The 15,897-nt window shown below is 73.7% G+C and carries 14 protein-coding genes, 1 pseudogene and 1 riboswitch; of the genes and pseudogenes, 8 read left to right on the top strand and 7 right to left on the bottom strand.

Going from position 1 to position 15,897, the window contains the following annotated elements:
• Nucleotides 1-231: pseudogene (locus EF918_RS21680) on the top strand (DNA polymerase IV); the annotation flags it as partial.
• A 15-nt stretch (nucleotides 232-246) separates the two neighbouring features.
• Here EF918_RS21680 and EF918_RS21675 read toward each other — a convergent pair.
• Nucleotides 247-609 carry a PRC-barrel domain-containing protein gene (locus tag EF918_RS21675; RefSeq protein WP_185921850.1) on the bottom strand — a complete coding sequence of 121 codons (363 nt, stop codon included), beginning with the start codon at nucleotides 607-609 and terminating at the stop codon, nucleotides 247-249.
• A gap of 114 nt (nucleotides 610-723) precedes the next feature.
• Nucleotides 724-822: riboswitch (glycine riboswitch) on the top strand.
• Between the two features lie 196 nt (nucleotides 823-1,018).
• Here EF918_RS21675 and gcvP point away from each other — a divergent pair.
• Nucleotides 1,019-3,904: an aminomethyl-transferring glycine dehydrogenase gene (gene gcvP, locus EF918_RS21670; protein WP_125649203.1), complete on the top strand. Its 2,886-nt coding sequence runs from the start codon at nucleotides 1,019-1,021 to the stop codon at nucleotides 3,902-3,904.
• A 114-nt stretch (nucleotides 3,905-4,018) separates the two neighbouring features.
• Here the strand turns inward: gcvP and EF918_RS21665 are convergent, their stop codons facing one another.
• Together EF918_RS21665 and EF918_RS21660 are read right to left on the bottom strand one after the other, a co-directional pair.
• On the bottom strand, nucleotides 4,019-4,207 hold the full coding sequence (locus EF918_RS21665) for a DUF5999 family protein (protein ID WP_125649200.1): 189 nt from the start codon (nucleotides 4,205-4,207) through the stop codon (nucleotides 4,019-4,021).
• 270 nt (nucleotides 4,208-4,477) lie between these two features.
• A complete protein-coding gene (locus EF918_RS21660; protein WP_125649197.1) occupies nucleotides 4,478-5,083 on the bottom strand; it encodes a hypothetical protein in 606 nt (201 codons plus the stop codon).
• Nucleotides 5,084-5,579: 496 nt separating this feature from the next.
• Between EF918_RS21660 and EF918_RS21655 the strand changes: the two genes are divergently transcribed.
• Complete coding sequence (locus tag EF918_RS21655; RefSeq protein WP_125649194.1) at nucleotides 5,580-7,079, top strand: glutamate-cysteine ligase family protein; 1,500 nt, start codon at nucleotides 5,580-5,582, stop codon at nucleotides 7,077-7,079.
• A 142-nt stretch (nucleotides 7,080-7,221) separates the two neighbouring features.
• Nucleotides 7,222-7,971, top strand: coding sequence for a CPBP family intramembrane glutamic endopeptidase (locus EF918_RS21650; protein ID WP_125649211.1), 750 nt, complete (start codon nucleotides 7,222-7,224; stop codon nucleotides 7,969-7,971).
• Nucleotides 7,972-8,011: 40 nt separating this feature from the next.
• Here the strand turns inward: EF918_RS21650 and EF918_RS21645 are convergent, their stop codons facing one another.
• The gene (locus EF918_RS21645; RefSeq protein WP_125649191.1) at nucleotides 8,012-8,836 is read right to left on the bottom strand and encodes a PhzF family phenazine biosynthesis protein; all 825 of its coding nucleotides are present in this window, start codon (nucleotides 8,834-8,836) and stop codon (nucleotides 8,012-8,014) included.
• A gap of 372 nt (nucleotides 8,837-9,208) precedes the next feature.
• On the opposite strand from EF918_RS21645, the gene EF918_RS21640 reads away from it, so the two are divergent.
• On the top strand, nucleotides 9,209-9,829 hold the full coding sequence (locus tag EF918_RS21640; protein WP_125649188.1) for a PadR family transcriptional regulator: 621 nt from the start codon (nucleotides 9,209-9,211) through the stop codon (nucleotides 9,827-9,829).
• Nucleotides 9,830-9,965: 136 nt separating this feature from the next.
• Here the strand turns inward: EF918_RS21640 and EF918_RS21635 are convergent, their stop codons facing one another.
• The gene (locus EF918_RS21635) at nucleotides 9,966-10,394 is read right to left on the bottom strand and encodes an SRPBCC family protein (RefSeq protein WP_125649185.1); all 429 of its coding nucleotides are present in this window, start codon (nucleotides 10,392-10,394) and stop codon (nucleotides 9,966-9,968) included.
• Nucleotides 10,395-10,554: 160 nt separating this feature from the next.
• On the opposite strand from EF918_RS21635, the gene EF918_RS21630 reads away from it, so the two are divergent.
• Nucleotides 10,555-11,562, top strand: coding sequence for a DMT family transporter (locus tag EF918_RS21630; RefSeq protein WP_125649182.1), 1,008 nt, complete (start codon nucleotides 10,555-10,557; stop codon nucleotides 11,560-11,562).
• 204 nt (nucleotides 11,563-11,766) lie between these two features.
• Nucleotides 11,767-12,792 (top strand): DMT family transporter, encoded by a 1,026-nt coding sequence (locus tag EF918_RS21625; protein WP_125649179.1) that lies wholly within the window; start codon nucleotides 11,767-11,769, stop codon nucleotides 12,790-12,792.
• Here the strand turns inward: EF918_RS21625 and EF918_RS21620 are convergent.
• Nucleotides 12,774-13,463, bottom strand: coding sequence for a pyridoxamine 5'-phosphate oxidase family protein (locus tag EF918_RS21620; RefSeq protein WP_125649176.1), 690 nt, complete (start codon nucleotides 13,461-13,463; stop codon nucleotides 12,774-12,776). The genes EF918_RS21625 and EF918_RS21620 overlap by 19 nt on opposite strands.
• 37 nt (nucleotides 13,464-13,500) lie before the next feature.
• Between EF918_RS21620 and EF918_RS21615 the strand changes: the two genes are divergently transcribed.
• On the top strand, nucleotides 13,501-14,832 hold the full coding sequence (locus EF918_RS21615) for an aminotransferase class I/II-fold pyridoxal phosphate-dependent enzyme (RefSeq protein WP_125649173.1): 1,332 nt from the start codon (nucleotides 13,501-13,503) through the stop codon (nucleotides 14,830-14,832).
• 132 nt (nucleotides 14,833-14,964) lie between these two features.
• On the opposite strand, the gene EF918_RS21610 is transcribed toward EF918_RS21615, so the two are convergent.
• The gene (locus EF918_RS21610) at nucleotides 14,965-15,834 is read right to left on the bottom strand and encodes a DMT family transporter (protein WP_125649209.1); all 870 of its coding nucleotides are present in this window, start codon (nucleotides 15,832-15,834) and stop codon (nucleotides 14,965-14,967) included.
• Nucleotides 15,835-15,897 lie beyond the last annotated feature (63 nt).

Below are 15,897 nucleotides of genomic sequence, written 5' to 3'. Positions count from 1 at the left end.
GCCCCGGTGCCTTGGTCCGACCCGGGCCCGCCCGCACGCCACTGGGCGGCCGGCAGCGACGTACGGCACGCGGTGCACGGGCCGGGCTGGGTGCAGGGCAGTGGGGTCGGGCGGGTCACCGTACGGTTCGAGACGCCCGGCTCGGCGCCGGGAAGGGTGCGCACGTTCCGGGTGGACGACCCCGACCTGGAGCCGTCCGACCCGCTGCCGCTGGTCGGCGAGGAGTCGTGAGGGACGGGCCCCCGCTCAGTCCTCGCCCGCCAGCCGGCCGAAGTCGCGCTGGATGTCGCTGGGCAGGGACACGTCCAGGCCGTAGTGGTGGTAGAGCTGGAGCTCCTGTTCGGGGGAGAGGTGGCGGCCCACACCGAAGTCGGGGGCGCCCTTGATCAAGGAGCGTTCGAAGGGCACCCGGAGGGTGTCCCCGACCAGCTCGCTGGGTTCCAGGGGGACGAAGGCGTCCCGGCCGAAGAGCCCGGTCCGTACCGCGGCCCATTCCGGGACCCCGGTGGCGTCGTCGAGGTAGACCTCGTCGATGGTGCCGATCTTGGCGCCGTTGCGGTCGAACGCCTTGCGGCCGATCAGGCTGCGGGGATCGATGTCGGTACGCACGGTCCCTCCACATGGTCGCAACTCCTCACGTAAGCACTACAAAAGTGCATAACCGGGGAGGGGGCCACTCGAGGGAGGCCCCAGAACCTCGCTGGTAGTCTGGTGAACGGCTGGTGACCCTGTGCGGGAGAGTCCTCCGAACGAGCTCGACGGAGGCGCCGAAGGAGCAAATCCTCCCCGGAATCTCTCAGGCAGACGTACCGCACGGACGAGGCCACTCTGGAAAGCAGGTGTGGGTGCCGGAGGGCAGTACCGGTTCCTCTCCTCACCGACGGTGAAAGCCGGCCGGAGCGGGCGATCCCCGCGCCGCCGGTGAAGCTCTCAGGTTGAGATGACAGAGGGGGAGGCCGTCCGGGTGCCCGCGCCGCGGCACCCCTCGCAGGTCGCACAGACCAGGAGGCCTCCGCCCATGACCGCCAACCGCATTCCGCTCTCCCAGCTGGAGCGTGGCATCCCCTTCGAGCAGCGCCACATCGGGCCCGACGCCGAGGCCCAGGCCAAGATGCTCGCCCAGGTGGGGTACGGCTCGCTCGACGAGCTGACCGCCGCCGCGGTACCGGATGTGATCAAGAGCGCCGAGGCCCTGGACCTCCCCGGTGCCCGCACCGAGGCGGAGGTCCTGGCCGAGCTCCGCGACCTGGCCGGCCGCAACCAGGTCCTCACCTCCATGATCGGTCTCGGCTACTACGGGACCTTCACCCCGCCGGTGATCCTGCGCAACGTCATGGAGAACCCGGCCTGGTACACGGCGTACACCCCGTACCAGCCGGAGATCTCCCAGGGCCGCCTGGAGGCCCTGCTCAACTTCCAGACCGTCGTCGCCGACCTGACCGGCCTGCCGACCTCCGGCGCCTCCCTGCTGGACGAGGGCACCGCCGCCGCCGAGGCCATGACGCTGGCCCGCCGCGTGGGCAAGGTCAAGGGCGGGGTCTTCCTCGTCGACGCCGACGTGCTGCCGCAGACCATCGCCGTGATCGAGACCCGCGCCGAGCCGCTCGGCATCGAGGTCGTCGTCACCGACCTGTCCGAGGGCATCCCGGCCGAGGTCGCCGAGCGCGGCGTCTTCGGCGTGGTGCTCCAGTACCCGGGTGCCTCCGGCGCCGTCCGCGACATCAAGGCCGTCATCGACCAGGCCCACGAGCTCGGCGCGATCGTCACCGTCGCCGCCGACCTGCTGGCCCTGACCCTGCTGACCTCGCCCGGCGCCCTCGGCGCGGACATCGCCGTCGGCACCACCCAGCGCTTCGGCGTCCCGATGGGCTTCGGCGGCCCGCACGCCGGTTACATGGCCGTCCAGGACAAGCACGCCCGCTCCCTGCCGGGCCGCCTCGTCGGCGTGTCCGTCGACGCCGACGGCAACAAGGCCTACCGCCTGGCCCTGCAGACCCGCGAGCAGCACATCCGCCGCGAGAAGGCCACCAGCAACATCTGTACCGCGCAGGTGCTGCTCGCCGTCATGGCCGGCATGTACGCCGTCTACCACGGCCCCGAGGGCCTGCGGACGATCGCCCGCCGCACCCACCGCTACGCCGCGATCCTGGCCGCGGGCCTGACCGCCGGCGGGGTCGAGCTGGTCCACGGCAGCTACTTCGACACCCTCACGGCCAAGGTGCCCGGCAAGGCCGCCGAGGTCGTGGCCGCCGCCCGCGCCAAGGGCGTCAACCTGTACCTGGCCGGCGCGGACCTGGTGTCGGTCTCCTGCGACGAGACCACCACCCGCGCCGACCTGGAGGCCGTCTGGGCCGCCTTCGGCGTCACCGCCGACGTCGAGGCGCTGGACGAGGTCACCGCCGACGCGCTGCCGGCCGGCCTGCTGCGCTCCGACGCGTACCTGAGCCACCCGGTCTTCCACCAGCACCGCTCCGAGACCGCGATGCTGCGCTACCTGCGCACGCTCGCCGACAAGGACTACGCGCTGGACCGCGGCATGATCCCGCTGGGCTCGTGCACCATGAAGCTCAACGCGACCACCGAGATGGAGCCGGTGACCTGGCCCGAGTTCGGCCAGCTGCACCCCTTCGCGCCGATCGACCAGGCCCAGGGCTACGCCACGCTCATCAACGAGCTGGAGGAACGTCTCTGCGAGGTCACCGGCTACGACAAGGTCTCGATCCAGCCGAACGCCGGCTCCCAGGGTGAGCTCGCCGGTCTGCTGGCCGTGCGCGCCTACCACCGCGCCAACGGCGACGAGCAGCGCACCGTCTGCCTCATCCCGTCCTCCGCGCACGGCACCAACGCCGCCAGCGCCGTGATGGCCGGCATGAAGGTCGTCGTCGTCAAGACCGCCGACGACGGCGAGGTGGACGCCGAGGACCTGCGCGCCAAGATCGAGCAGTACCGCGACGAGCTCGCCGTGCTGATGATCACCTACCCGTCCACGCACGGCGTCTTCGAGGAGCACGTCGCGGAGATCTGCGGCCTGGTCCACGAGGCGGGCGGCCAGGTCTACGTCGACGGCGCCAACCTCAACGCCCTGGTCGGCCTCGCCAAGCCGGGCCACTTCGGCGGCGACGTCTCGCACCTGAACCTGCACAAGACCTTCTGCATCCCGCACGGTGGTGGCGGCCCGGGTGTCGGCCCGGTCGGCGTCCGCGCCCACCTCGCCCCGTACCTGCCCAACCACCCGCTCCAGCCGACCGCCGGCCCGGAGACGGGCGTCGGCCCGATCTCGGCCGCGCCGTGGGGCTCCGCCGGCATCCTGCCCATCTCGTGGTCGTACGTGCGCCTGATGGGCGGCGAGGGCCTCAAGCGCGCCACCCAGGTCGCGGTGCTCGGCGCGAACTACATCGCCAAGCGCCTGGAGCCGCACTACCCGGTGCTGTACACGGGCCCGGGCAACCTGGTCGCGCACGAGTGCATCATCGACCTGCGCCCGCTGTCGAAGGCGACCGGCGTCTCCGTCGACGACATCGCCAAGCGCCTGATCGACTACGGCTTCCACGCGCCGACGATGTCGTTCCCGGTGGCCGGCACGCTGATGATCGAGCCGACGGAGTCCGAGGACCTCGCCGAGATCGACCGCTTCTGCGACGCCATGATCGCCATCCGGGCCGAGATCGAGAAGGTGGCCTCCGGCGAGTGGCCGGCCGGTGACAACCCGCTGGCCAACGCTCCGCACACGGCGGCGGCGCTGGGCGGCGAGTGGAACCACCCCTACACCCGCGACGAGGCGGTCTTCCCGGCCGGGGTCACCGCGGCCGAGAAGTACTGGCCGCCGGTGCGCCGCATCGACGGTGCCTTCGGCGACCGCAACCTGGTCTGCTCCTGCCCGCCGCTGGACGAGTACGACGCCTGAGGCCGGCCGGTCCTGAGGTCATGACGCAGGGGCCGGTCCGGGAGGAGACTCCCGGACCGGCCCCTGTGGCGTTGGTGCGCGGCGTTCCGGCGTGCGCGTGCGTGCGGCGGTCGGTCAGGCCGCCGCGAGCGGGCGGTGCGGTGCGATGATCTGGCCGTCCGGCAGCAGCTCACCGGTGTCCTCGAAGAGCAGGACGCCGTTGCACAGCAGGCTCCACCCCTGCTCCGGGTGATTGGCCACCGGCTGCGCGGCCTCCCTGTCGGCTGACTCGGCTGTAGGGCAGGCAGGCTGGTGCTGGCACATGGATGCGTTCTTTCGCTGCGGTGTGGTCTGTGTGCTGCGGCTCGTTGCGTTGCTCATGGCCGCCCCCCGTATCAATCTCGATGTGGTCAGGATCCCAGTGTTGCCCCACGGACTTGAGTCCGCAGGGATTTCCCGGCAGCTGTCCTCATAGATTGATGACGCATCACCCGTGCGGGCGGTTCAGCTCAACTCCCCTGTCAATTCGGGTGGTTCGCTACTGGCCCGAGCGGACTACCCCGGATGGGCCAACCGGGCGGCCGCCCGCTGCGATCAGGCCGCCGGTGCCGCCAGCGAGGGTGGGACGGGCGGGGTCGGCGGGGTCAGCCGGAGGGTCATCACCGGCAGCAGCTCCGACACCGGGTGCGGCCGGTACGCGGCGATCCCGGGCGGCGCCGGGGCCAGCGGCACCAGCAGGTCCGCGGCGGCCGGCAGGCCGGCGGAGGCGTCGGCCCCGACCGCGCCGTGCAGCCACAGCGTGAGCATGTACAGCTCCGGTACGGACAGCAGCCGGGGCTGGTACGCCGTGGGCAGGGACTCGGCCTGACGCAGGGCCCGTTCGGTGGCGGCGACGTACGGTCCCTCGAAGAAGTGGGAGAAGACCCAGCCGTCCGCGGTGAGGCGGGTGTCGGCCGCCGCGACGTGGCGGTCGCCGCTGCGGATCAGGAACCGCCAGCCGGCCAGCCGGGTGCGCGGGGGCCTGCCGCCGGCCGTGACCCGGTCCAGGACGTGGACGGGGAGGGGCAGTTCGGCGGTCTTGGGGCCGGGGAGCGCGCGCAGGCCCGGGGTGAGGACCTCGTCGAATCCGGCGGGGGTGCTGAGAGCCGCAAGGACGCTGCGCAGGGCGGGCGCGGGAGCCGGGGGGACATGCAGCGGCATGGTGGGTCGCCTCTCACTCGGGAGACCTGGGGATAAGGGGAGTGGTGCGGACGGCGCTGGATCGCATTCTGGGGTCAGAGGTGGGCTGAGGGGCAATGGCCGCGCGCCAACTCTCTGCCTCGTTTGCGGAGTTTATACGACATGTGTTCACACAGTGTTTCGGCTAGCTGTCCCGGCCATTGCCGGCAAGGCGTTTACCGGACCCGCTGTCATGGATTTCATGCCGCGAGCGCGCAAACATCGCGCTCTGACCTCGGAGGTTACCCGACGGGGGCTCGGCTGGAAAGCTTCGGTATTGCAGAAATGGCAAAGGCTACCCGGAAATTGCGTCGGGCGGCTTGCCAAGTGAATGTGCCCGGGCGCGGCTCGGCCAAACCGGCGCACGCTCCTTGCCAGTCGTGCACCCCGGGGCGTTATCGATCACGGCGTCGGGGCATCATCGACCGTACAGCGCGTCCGGGAGCCCGGGCGGGCCCATGCGAGGAGGGACGCTTCGATGGGGGAGAAGGTCGTGGCAGGCGGATTCGACCTGTCCGATCGGCAGCGGTATCGAAGGAAGCTTCACGAGTGCCTGGAGGGGCTGGAGCGGCTTCTGGCGGAGAAGAGGTTCGATCGGCCCAAGAACATGATGGGGCTGGAGATCGAGCTGAATCTGGCAGGTTCCGACGGGCTGCCGCGAATGGTGAATGCACAGGTTCTGGAGCGGATAGCGAGCTCTGATTTCCAGACCGAACTCGGAATGTTCAACCTGGAGGTCAACGTCCTTCCGCACCGGCTCGGCGGCCGGGTATTCGACCAGCTCACCGAGGAACTCAGCGCGGGCCTGGGGTACGCGCACCGGCAGGCGGCCGAGATCGACGCCGGCGTGGTGATGGTCGGCATCCTGCCGACGCTGACCCAGGACGACGTGGTCGCCGCCAACCTGTCGGCGGTGGACCGCTACTCGCTGCTCAACGAGCAGATCCTGATGCTGCGCGGGGAGGACTTCACCCTCGACATCGACGGGGTCGAGCATCTGACCTGCACCTCCGGCTCCATCGTGGCGGAGGCCGCGTGCACCTCCGTCCAGCTCCACCTGCAGGTGACCCCGAGCCGGTTCCCGGACCTGTGGAACGCGGCGCAGTGCGTGGCGGCGGCGCAGATCGCCGTCGGCGCCAACTCGCCGTTCCTCTTCGGGCGCGAGCTGTGGCGCGAGTCGCGGCCGCCGCTGTTCACGCAGGCCACCGACACCCGGCCGCCGGAGCTCCAGGCCCAGGGGGTCCGGCCGCGCACCTGGTTCGGCGAGCGGTGGGTGGACTCGGCGTACGAGCTGTTCGCGGAGAACGTGCGCTTCTTCCCGGCGCTGCTGCCGATCTGTGACGAGGAGGAGCCGCTCGCCGTGCTCGCCGACGGCGGGATCCCCTCGCTGCAGGAGCTGGTCCTGCACAACGGCACCGTCTACCGGTGGAACCGTCCGGTCTACGGGGTCGCCGACGGCGCGCCGCACCTGCGGGTGGAGAACCGGGTGCTGCCGGCCGGCCCGACCGTCGCCGACGTGGTGGCCAACGCCGCCTTCTACTACGGGCTCGTACGGACCCTCGCCGACGAGGCGCGGCCGGTGTGGACCCGGATGCCGTTCGCCGAGGCGGAGGCCAACTTCGACGCCGCGTGCCGGTACGGGATCGACGCCCGGCTGCGCTGGCCGCGCAAGGGCCGGGCCGGCGGGCTGGCGAGCGTACCGGCCGTGCGGCTGGTCCTGGACGAGCTGCTGCCGATGGCGGCGGCCGGTCTGGACGCCTGGGGGATCGAGCCGGCCGACCGGGACCACTACCTGGGGATCATCGAGGAGCGCTGCCGACGGCGGGTCAACGGGGCCACCTGGCAGGTGGACACCTACCGGGCGGCCCTCGACTCCGGGCTGGACCGGCCGGCGGCACTGGCCGCGACCACCCGGCGGTACACCGAGCTGATGCACAAGGGGGATCCCGTCCACACCTGGCCGACCGGGCTGCGCTGACCGCCCCGGACCGTCCGGTGATCCGTCCCGCCCCGGGGCGAGGCAGTATGGGGTGGTCGGATCGGGACGGCAGGACGGGAGTCGGGGCGTGCGGGCGGAGCCGGAGACGGTGGTGGAGGACCTGCGCCAGGACGGGCGGGCGATGCTGCGCGCGGAGACGCTGCTGGTGCTCGCCCTGTCCCTGGGCGCGAGCGCGGTGTCCTCGCTGATCAGCTTCATCGGAGCGCTCACCAGGCCGGGCGGCCTGAAGGACCAGGCCGCCACCCTCAACGGCTCCTACGCCCCCGGCCGGCCGTGGCTCGACCTGGCGTGGCAGCTGTTCGGCATCACGACCGCGCTGGTGCCGGTGCTGCTCGTGGCGCACCTGCTCACCCGGGAAGGCGTACCGGGGCTGCGGGCGCTCGGGTTCGACCGCACCCGGCCGGGCCCGGACCTGGCGCGGGGCGCGCTGGTCGCGGCCGGGATCGGCAGCGCGGGGCTGGCGTTCTACCTCGCGGCGCGGGCCTCCGGCTTCAACCTGACGGTGGTGCCGGAGGCGCTGCCCGACGTGTGGTGGAAGTTCCCCGTGCTGGTCCTGTCCGCCGTGCAGAACGCGGTGGTGGAGGAGGTCGTCGTGCTGGCCTACCTGCTGCGCCGGCTGGACCAGCTCGGTTGGTCCCCGAAGGCGTCGCTGGCGGCCAGCTCCCTGCTGCGCGGCTCGTACCACCTCTACCAGGGCATCGGCGGGTTCCTCGGCAATGCCGTGATGGGCGCGGTGTTCGTGCTGCTGTACCGCCGCTGGGGGCGGGTGGGCCCGCTGGTGGCCGCCCATGCGCTGCTCGACATCGTGGCCTTCGGCGGGTACGCGCTGCTGGCGGGCAAGGTGGGCTGGCTGCCGACGCCGCAGCGCTGAGCCGCCCCGGCCGGTTCGAGGCTCCGGGCGGGGCGGCGGCTCAGGGGGCGGTGAGGAGCTCCCCGTCGAGGACGGTGACCGCGTGGCCGGTCAGCAGGGTGCGCTCGCCCGTGAGGGTGACCTTGACCAGGCCCGTACGGGCGCCGCCCTGGAGGCCGGTGAGTTCGGTACGGCCGCCCAGCCGGGCGGACCAGAACGGCGCGAGGGCGGTGTGGGCGCTGCCGGTGACCGGGTCCTCGTCGATGCCGAACGCGGGGAAGAAGCCGCGGGAGACGAAGTCGTAGCCGCGCGAGGGGTCCTCCGCGGGCGCCGTGACGATCACCCCGCGCCGGGCGTAGCCGCGCAGGGCGGAGTGGTCCGGGTCCAGCGCGCGCACGGTGCGTTCGTCGGTGAGCTCCACCAGCAGGTCGCCGATGTGGTCGGCGGTGTCGTGCACGGAGCGGATCGTGACGCCGCCCAGCGCCGCCGCGATCTCGGCGGGGGTCTGCACGGGCGTCAGCGGGGACGTCGGGAAGTCGAGGGTGATGGTGCCGTCCGTGGCCGCCTCGGCGGTGAGCAGGCCGCAGCGCGCGGAGAAGCGGACCAGGCCGTCCGCGAGTCCCGCGCGGGCCAGGACGTGGGCGGTGGCCAGGGTGGCGTGGCCGCACATGTCGACCTCGGCGGTGGGGGTGAACCAGCGCAGCGCCCAGTCGGCGTCCCCGCCGGGCGGCAGCGGGTGGGCGAAGGCGGTCTCGGAGAGGTTGACCTCGGCGGCCACCTGCTGGAGCCAGGAGTCCGGCGGGAAGGCGGAGTCGAGGAGCAGGACCCCGGCGGGGTTGCCCTGGAACGGCCGGTCGGTGAAGGCGTCGACGATTCGGATACGCATGGGCCGACCGTAGAGGCCCCCGCCGGTCCGCCGACAAGGCCAATCCGCGACGACTGGCCTGCCCCGTGCGGGCGGGCCGGCCGGCGCGGATCGGCCCGGGATCGGCTCGTGGTCAGCTCCGGGCCCGGACGAGGGACCACCTGGGCCCGGATCCCGTAGCCCTGGCCGCTGTGGCAGACGCCGGCCGGCCCGGGCGTGGCGGCATGGCCGCGTCGACGCGGCGTGCCTCTGCGGTGGGGGCACGGGGTGTCCGGCCTGGTCGGCGGGGTTGTCGTAAGCGTGTTTCCGATATATCGTTGACGCATCGCGACCGATCAGCGATGGTTGTGACGACACACCGTTCAGGCGATCTATGACGAAAGGAGCGCAGTCATGCGTTCACGTGGACACGGCAACGGACACGGGCACGGTCACCGGTACGGGAACGGGCCCCACTGCGGCCCCGACCGTCAGGGAGAGTACGAGGGGCGCCGGCGCGCCTTCGGCCCGTTCGGCCCGCCCTTCGGCGGCGGCCCGTTCGGCGGGCGCGGAGGGCGCGGCGGACCGCACCGGCGGGCCCGGCGCGGCGACGTCCGCGCGTCGATCCTGGCGCTGCTGGCCGACCGCCCCATGCACGGGTACGAGATGATCCAGGAGATCGGCGAGCGCAGCGGTGGGGCCTGGAAGCCCAGCCCCGGCTCGGTCTACCCCACCCTCCAGCTGCTGGAGGACGAAGGGCTGATCTCCAGCGCGAGCGAGGGCGGCAAGAAGCTGTTCACGCTCACCGACACCGGGCGCACCGAGGCCGAGGCCGGCCCCGACGCGCCGTGGGAGGCGGCCGGGCGCGGCGTCGACTGGGAGTCGATGGCCGAGATCCGCGCTGCCGGCGTCGGCCTGATGGAGGCGTTCGGGCAGGTCTGGAAGACCGGCACGCCCGAACAGCGCGAGAAGGCCGTCGGCGTCATCAACGAGGCCCGCAAGAAGCTCTACCTGATCCTGGCCGACGAGCACTGAGCCGGCCGGGGGCGAGAGCCCCGGGAAACCTGAGAAACCCGAGCGCCCCGCGCGATCCTCGCGCGGGGCGCTCCGGCGTGTCCGGCGCCGCTGCCGCCGCGGTGGGCGGCGGGCGGGGCGGTGGCGGGGCCGGGCGTCAGGCGACCAGGCCGGCCAGTTTGCGCAGCGACTCGTTGAGGGCGGCCGTGGCGGAGTCCTTGAGCTTGCCCGCCATCAGGGACACGGCGGCGCCGGTGAACTCGCCGTCGATGCGGACGGTGGTGGCCCCGCCGTCGGGGAGCAGGGTGTACCTGGTGCCGACGATCACGCCCATCGGGCCCTTGCCCCGGATGGCCAGGACCCGCTCGGCCTCCAGCTCCTCCACGGTCCAGGTGACCTCGGCCGGGAAGCCCATCATCTTCATGTTCTCCTCGAAGGTGGTCCCCACCTCCAGGGTCTGCGGGCCGCCCCGGGGGAAGCTGGTGTGGGTCATGCTCCACTGCCCGTACGCGTCCCAGTCGGTCAGCTGGGACCAGACCTTCGCGGCGGGCGCCTCGATGCGTGATTCCGCGCTGACTTCGGCCATGCGACCACCCCTTCTCGTCGGGTCCGTGCGGCGGAACGTAGCCCCGGGGGGCGGAACATTCAATACTGACGACCTGTCAGAAATCGGCCTGCCCGGCCGGTATCGTCTCAACAGGTGTCACCCTCGTGACGGTCCTGACACCGGATGTCATGATGGCCCGATGCAAGCGTCTGGGAGACATGCCGGACTGGGCCTCGCCCTGGTCTCGGCGTTCGCGTTCGGTGGTTCGGGAGTGGCGGCCAAGCCGCTGATCGAGGCGGGGCTCGACCCGCTGCACATGGTCTGGATACGGGTGGCCGGGGCCGCGCTGGTGCTGTCCCCGCTGATGTGGCGCCACCGCGGCCTGCTGCGCCGCCGCCCGGGCCTGCTGGCCGGCTTCGGCCTGGTCGCCGTGGCCGGTGTGCAGGCCTGCTACTTCGCCTCCCTGTCCCGGATCCCGGTCGGCGTCGCCCTGCTGCTGGAGTACCTCGGCCCGGCCCTGTTGCTCGGCTGGATCCGCTTCGTCCAGCGCAAGCCGGTGACCCGCGCGGCCGCGGCCGGCGCCGCCGTGGCGGTCGTGGGACTGGCCTGCGTGGTGGAGATCTGGTCCGGGCTGAGCCTGGACCCCCTCGGCGTGCTGCTCGGCCTCGCCGCCGCCTGCTGCCAGGCCTTCTACTTCGTCTTCGCCGACCAGGGCACCGACGGGTCCGAGGTGCCCGACCCGATCGGGGTCATCGCCTACGGCATGGCCGTCGGCGCCCTCGCCATGACCGTGCTGGCCCGGCCGTGGGAGATCGACTGGCACCTGCTGGCCGGCGACGCCGAGGTGGCCGGGACGATGGTGCCCGCGCCGGTGCTGGTCGGCTGGGTGGTGCTGGTCGCCACCGTGTTCGCCTACCTCACCGGGGTGGTCTCCGTCCGCATGCTCTCGCCCCAGGTGGCGGGCGTGGTGGCCTGTCTGGAGGCGGTCGTGGCCACCGTCCTGGCCTGGGTGCTGCTCGGCGAGCACCTGTCGACGCCGCAGATCCTCGGCGGCGCCCTGGTGCTGGGCGGGGCCTTCATCGCCCAGACGTCCCGGTCGGCGGCCTCCGCCCCCGCGTCCGACGCCCCGGACGCCCCGGACGGGCCGGACGGGCCGGACGGTCCGGGCCGGTCGGCGGCGCTGGACCGCGAGCCGACCAGCGCCTAGGGTGACGCGCATGCATGCGACCGTGCTTCCGCCGCCCGCCGTCTGACGCGGGCGGCCGCCACACCGTCTTCCCGACCGGCCCGGACGTACCGGGCCGGTCCGGCCCGATCCCGTCCGCCGCCGCGCGGAGGGACGGGCCCGACCGTGCTGCCCGCGAAGCGATGACCGAACTCCTCATCCTTCACGCACGCGCGGAGAACACACGTGTCCCACACTTCGGCTGCCGGGCGCAGCCTCTTCTACCTCGTCGTCGCCGGTGCCGCCTGGGGCACCGCCGGAGCGGCGGCCTCCCTGCTCTTCCTGGCCAGTGACCTCGGCCCGCTGGCCCTCTCCTTCTGGCGCTGCGCCGGTGGCCTGCTCGTCCTGCTGGGCGTGCTCGCGCTGCGCCGCGGCCGCGACAGCGGCCGGCCGCGCCCGCGTCCGGGCTCGCTGCTCTTCACCGGGCTGATGTTCACCGTCTTCCAGGCCGCCTACTTCGGCGCGGTGCAGCAGACCGGGCTGGCCGTGGGCACCGTCGTCACCCTCGGGGCCGGGCCCGTGATGATCGCGCTGGGCGCCCGCTACGGCATGGGCGAGCGGCTCGGCGCGGGCGGCACCGCCGCCGTGTGCGGGGCGCTCGCCGGGCTCGCCGTCCTGGTCCTGGGCGGCGGGGACGCCGAGGTGCGCCCGCTCGGGGTCGGGCTCGCCCTGCTCTCGGCGGCCGGGTACGCCGCGATGACGCTGTGGACCCGCGCGCAGGGCCGGCGGGGCGCCGGCGGGGACGTGCTGGTGACCACGGCCTGGTCGGCCGGGGTGGGGGCGGTGTGCCTGCTGCCGCTGGCGGTCCTGGAGGGGGTGGTCCCGCACACCGCCGCACTCGGGCGGGTGCTGTGGCTGATGGCGTACGTGGCGGTGGTGCCGACCGCGCTCGCGTACGTCCTCTACTTCAAGGGGGCGGCGGCGGTCCGGGCCGCGACGGTCTCGGTGATCATGCTGATCGAGCCGGTGAGCGCGGCCGTGATCGCCGTCCTGGTGCTGGGGGAGCGGCTGACCGGCGCGGTCGTCCTCGGCACCGTCCTGCTGCTGGCGGCGGTGGTCGCGCTGATCGTGGGCGAGGCCCGGCGGCCGGCGGACGGGCCGGTCGCCACGGGCGGACCCGGTGCCGCGGGCGGGCCGGTCGCCACGGGCGGACCCGGTGCCGCGGGCGGGCTGGAGGGCCGGCCCGCCGCGGTTCAGAGCGCCGCGAGGTAGTCCGGCAGGGTCGGGGCGGGGTCCTGGCCCTCGGCGGGGACCGGGGTGCCGTAGCTCCGGGTCACCGGGACCACGCCCGACCAGTACGGCAGTGCCAGGTCCTCGGGCTCGTCGTTGACCCCACCGGTACGGATCTTCGCCGAGACCTCCTCCAGGTCCAGCCGGATCACGGCGGTGGCGGCCAGCTCCTTGGCGTTGGCCGGCCGGGAGTCGGCGGCGCGGCCCGGGACCACGTGGTCGACCAGGGCGTCCAGCGCCGCACGCGCCTCCTGCTCGTCGGTCACCTGGTAGGCGGTGCCGTGCACCATCACCGACCGGTAGTTGATCGAGTGGTGGAAGGCGGACTTGGCCAGCACCAGCCCGTCCACGTGCGTGACGGTCACGCAGACCGGCAGCCCCGGGTCCGCCTTGCCCGCCGCGAGCAGCGGGCGCGAGCCGGTGGAGCCGTGGAGGTAGAGCCGCTCGCCGACCCGGGCGTAGAGCGTGGGCAGGACGACCGGCGCGCCGTCCCGGACGAAGCCCAGGTGGCAGAGGTAGGCCGCGTCGAGTATCGCGTGCACCGTCTCGCGGTCGTAGCGGGCCCGCTCCTTGGCGCGGGTCGGGACGGTGCGCGCGGTCTTCGCGTAGGAGGAGGACGCGACGGAGGCGGATGCGACGGGGGCGGCGGTCATGGTGCGGACTCCATTGCACTAGTGCATAATGTGGTTTGTGCTAGGAGAATATCGGATCGAGGGGCGCCGCGCATCGGACATCGCGGCCAGCGTGGAGTCCGGCGTCGGCTCGGGCGCGCTCGCGCCCGGGGCGCCGTTGCCGCCGATGCGCGAGCTGGCCGCCGCGCTCGGGGTCAACCCGAACACGGTGGCCGCCGCCTACCGGACGCTGCGCGAGCGCGGGGTGATCGAGACCGACGGCCGGCGCGGCAGCCGGGTACGGGCGCGCCCGGCGAGTTCCCCGCGCGAGGCCATGCGCATCGAGGCCCCGCCCGGCGCCCGGGACCTGTCCACCGGCAACCCCGACCCCGCGCTGCTGCCCGGGCTGGGCCCGGCCCTGGCCGCGGCCGCGGCCAGGGACGCCGAGCAGCGCGGGCTCTACGGCGGCGAGACGGTGGTGCCGGACCTCGCCGCACTCGCCCGGGCCGGGCTGGACGCCGACGGAGTGCCCGCCGGACCGCTGGCGGTGACCTCCGGAGCCCTGGACGGGATCGAGCGGGTGCTGGCCGCCCACCTCAAACCCGGGGACGCGGTGGCCGTCGAGGACCCGGGCTGGGGCAGCCTGCTGGACCTCGTCCCGGCCATGGGACTGCGGATCCTGCCGGTGGAGGTGGACGGCGACGGGCCCGTCCCGGCGAGCCTGGCCCGCGCGCTGGCCGCCGGAGCGCGGGCGGCCGTCGTCACCTGCCGGGCGCAGAACCCGACCGGCGCGGCCCTGACCCCGCAGCGCGCGGACGAGCTGCGCGCCGTGCTCGGCGAGCACCCGGGCCTGCTCCTCGTCGAGGACGACCACGGCCACGCCATCGTCGATCAGCCGCTGTGCCCGCTGGCCGGGGCCACCCGGCACTGGGCGTTCGTCCGGTCCTCCGCCAAGGCCTACGGGCCCGACCTGCGGCTGGCGGTGCTGACCGGCGACGCGACCACCCTGGACCGGGTGCGCGGACGGCAGCGGCTCGGCGCCGGCTGGGTCAGCCGGCTGCTCCAGTACGCGGTCGTGGAGCTGTGGACCTCCGGCGCGGTGGACCCGGTGGCCGTGGCCCGCTCGTACGGGGAGCGCCGCGGGGCACTGCTGCGGGCGCTGGCCCGGCGCGGGGTCGCGGCGTACGGGCGCAGCGGCATGAACGTGTGGGTGCCGGTCGCCGACGAGACCAGCGCGGTGACCCGCCTGGTGCGCGCGGGCTGGGCCGTCGCCCCCGGCGCGCGGTTCCGGGTGGAGACCGGGCCCGCCGTACGGATCACCGTCTCGCCCCTGTCGGCGGCCGACATCGAGCCCTTGGCCGAGGCCGTCGCCACCGCGGCCCGCCCGGGGACCGGGGTGCGCTACGACTGAACGCCCGCGCCCGGGGACGCGGGTGCGGCCCGCTCCGCGGCGGCGGGCCGCACCCGCGGCGGCGGGCCGCACCCGCGGCGGCGGCCCGCTCCGCGGCCCCGGGCCGCACCCGCGGCCCCGGGCCGGCGCGGGTCAGGGCCGGGCCGCCGCCCTGGGGCGGCTCTGGGTGAGGGCCGCGCCCGCCAGGACGACCAGGGCGCCGACCGGGGTGTTCCAGTGCAGCTGCTCACCGAGCACCAGGACGCCCGCCGTGGTGGCGATGACCGGGATGAAGTAGGTGACCATCTGCGCCGTGGTCGGGCCGACCTCGGCGACCAGCCCGTACTGCATCTGCAGCGCCAGGCCTGTGCCCGCCGCGCCCAGGGTGATCACCGCGAGGACGGGCCACAGCGGGAAGGCGGCCGGGGCCGGGGTGAACAGCGCGGCGAGCACGGCGAGCTGGACGGAGGACAGCAGGAGCTGACCCCCGGTCAGGGCGACCGCGGAACCGTCGGTCGAGGCCAGGGTGCGTCGGACGTAGATCCAGCCGATCGGGTAGCACAGCGAGGCCAGCAGGGCCATCGCGGTGCCCTTCGCGTCGATCCCGGCGAAGCCCTGCCAGGCGCCGAGCACCGTCAGCACCCCGAGGAACCCCAGGCCCAGGCCGGCGAACCGGCGCCGGGTCGGGCGGTCCTCGGAGAGCGCGACCAGCGACAGGGCCATGCCCCACAGCGGGGAGGTGGCGTTGCAGATGCCCGCCAGGCTGGACGGGATGCTCAGCTCGGCGAACGCGAAGAGCGAGAACGGGGCGGTGTTCAGCAGGAGCGCGGCGACCGCCAGGTGGCCCCAGGTCCGGGCGCCGCGGGGGAGGGCCTCACGGCGCACCAGCAGGACGGCCAGCAGGGCGAGGGCACCGAAGAACACCCGGCCGAACGCCACCTGGAACGGCGCGAAGGCGGTCGTGCCGACCTTGATCAGCAGAAAGCTGAAGCCCCAGACGACGGACAGGAAGGCGAAGCGCAGCCGCCAGTCGGCCGCGGCGCGGCGGAGCGTCCGGCGGGTGGGCCGGCCGGTACGGGTGGGCCG

The sequence above is a fragment of the Streptomyces sp. WAC06614 genome, assembly GCF_003949795.1.
In the GTDB taxonomy this organism is placed as follows: Bacteria; Actinomycetota; Actinomycetes; order Streptomycetales; family Streptomycetaceae; genus Streptomyces.
This window is presented reverse-complemented; position numbering and strand designations above follow the sequence as displayed.

What these genes read in the sequence shown, in the direction of transcription:
- gcvP (WP_125649203.1), top strand. Translation starts at nt 1,019, where the DNA reads ATGACCGCCAACCGCATTCCGCTCTCCCAGCTGGAGCGTGGCATCCCC.
- EF918_RS21665 (WP_125649200.1), bottom strand. Translation starts at nt 4,207, where the DNA reads ATGTGCCAGCACCAGCCTGCCTGCCCTACAGCCGAGTCAGCCGACAGG.
- EF918_RS21660 (WP_125649197.1), bottom strand. Translation starts at nt 5,083, where the DNA reads ATGCCGCTGCATGTCCCCCCGGCTCCCGCGCCCGCCCTGCGCAGCGTC.
- EF918_RS21655 (WP_125649194.1), top strand. Translation starts at nt 5,580, where the DNA reads ATGGGGGAGAAGGTCGTGGCAGGCGGATTCGACCTGTCCGATCGGCAG.
- EF918_RS21650 (WP_125649211.1), top strand. Translation starts at nt 7,222, where the DNA reads ATGCTGCGCGCGGAGACGCTGCTGGTGCTCGCCCTGTCCCTGGGCGCG.
- EF918_RS21645 (WP_125649191.1), bottom strand. Translation starts at nt 8,836, where the DNA reads ATGCGTATCCGAATCGTCGACGCCTTCACCGACCGGCCGTTCCAGGGC.
- EF918_RS21640 (WP_125649188.1), top strand. Translation starts at nt 9,209, where the DNA reads ATGCGTTCACGTGGACACGGCAACGGACACGGGCACGGTCACCGGTAC.
- EF918_RS21635 (WP_125649185.1), bottom strand. Translation starts at nt 10,394, where the DNA reads ATGGCCGAAGTCAGCGCGGAATCACGCATCGAGGCGCCCGCCGCGAAG.
- EF918_RS21630 (WP_125649182.1), top strand. Translation starts at nt 10,555, where the DNA reads ATGCAAGCGTCTGGGAGACATGCCGGACTGGGCCTCGCCCTGGTCTCG.
- EF918_RS21620 (WP_125649176.1), bottom strand. Translation starts at nt 13,463, where the DNA reads ATGACCGCCGCCCCCGTCGCATCCGCCTCCGTCGCGTCCTCCTCCTAC.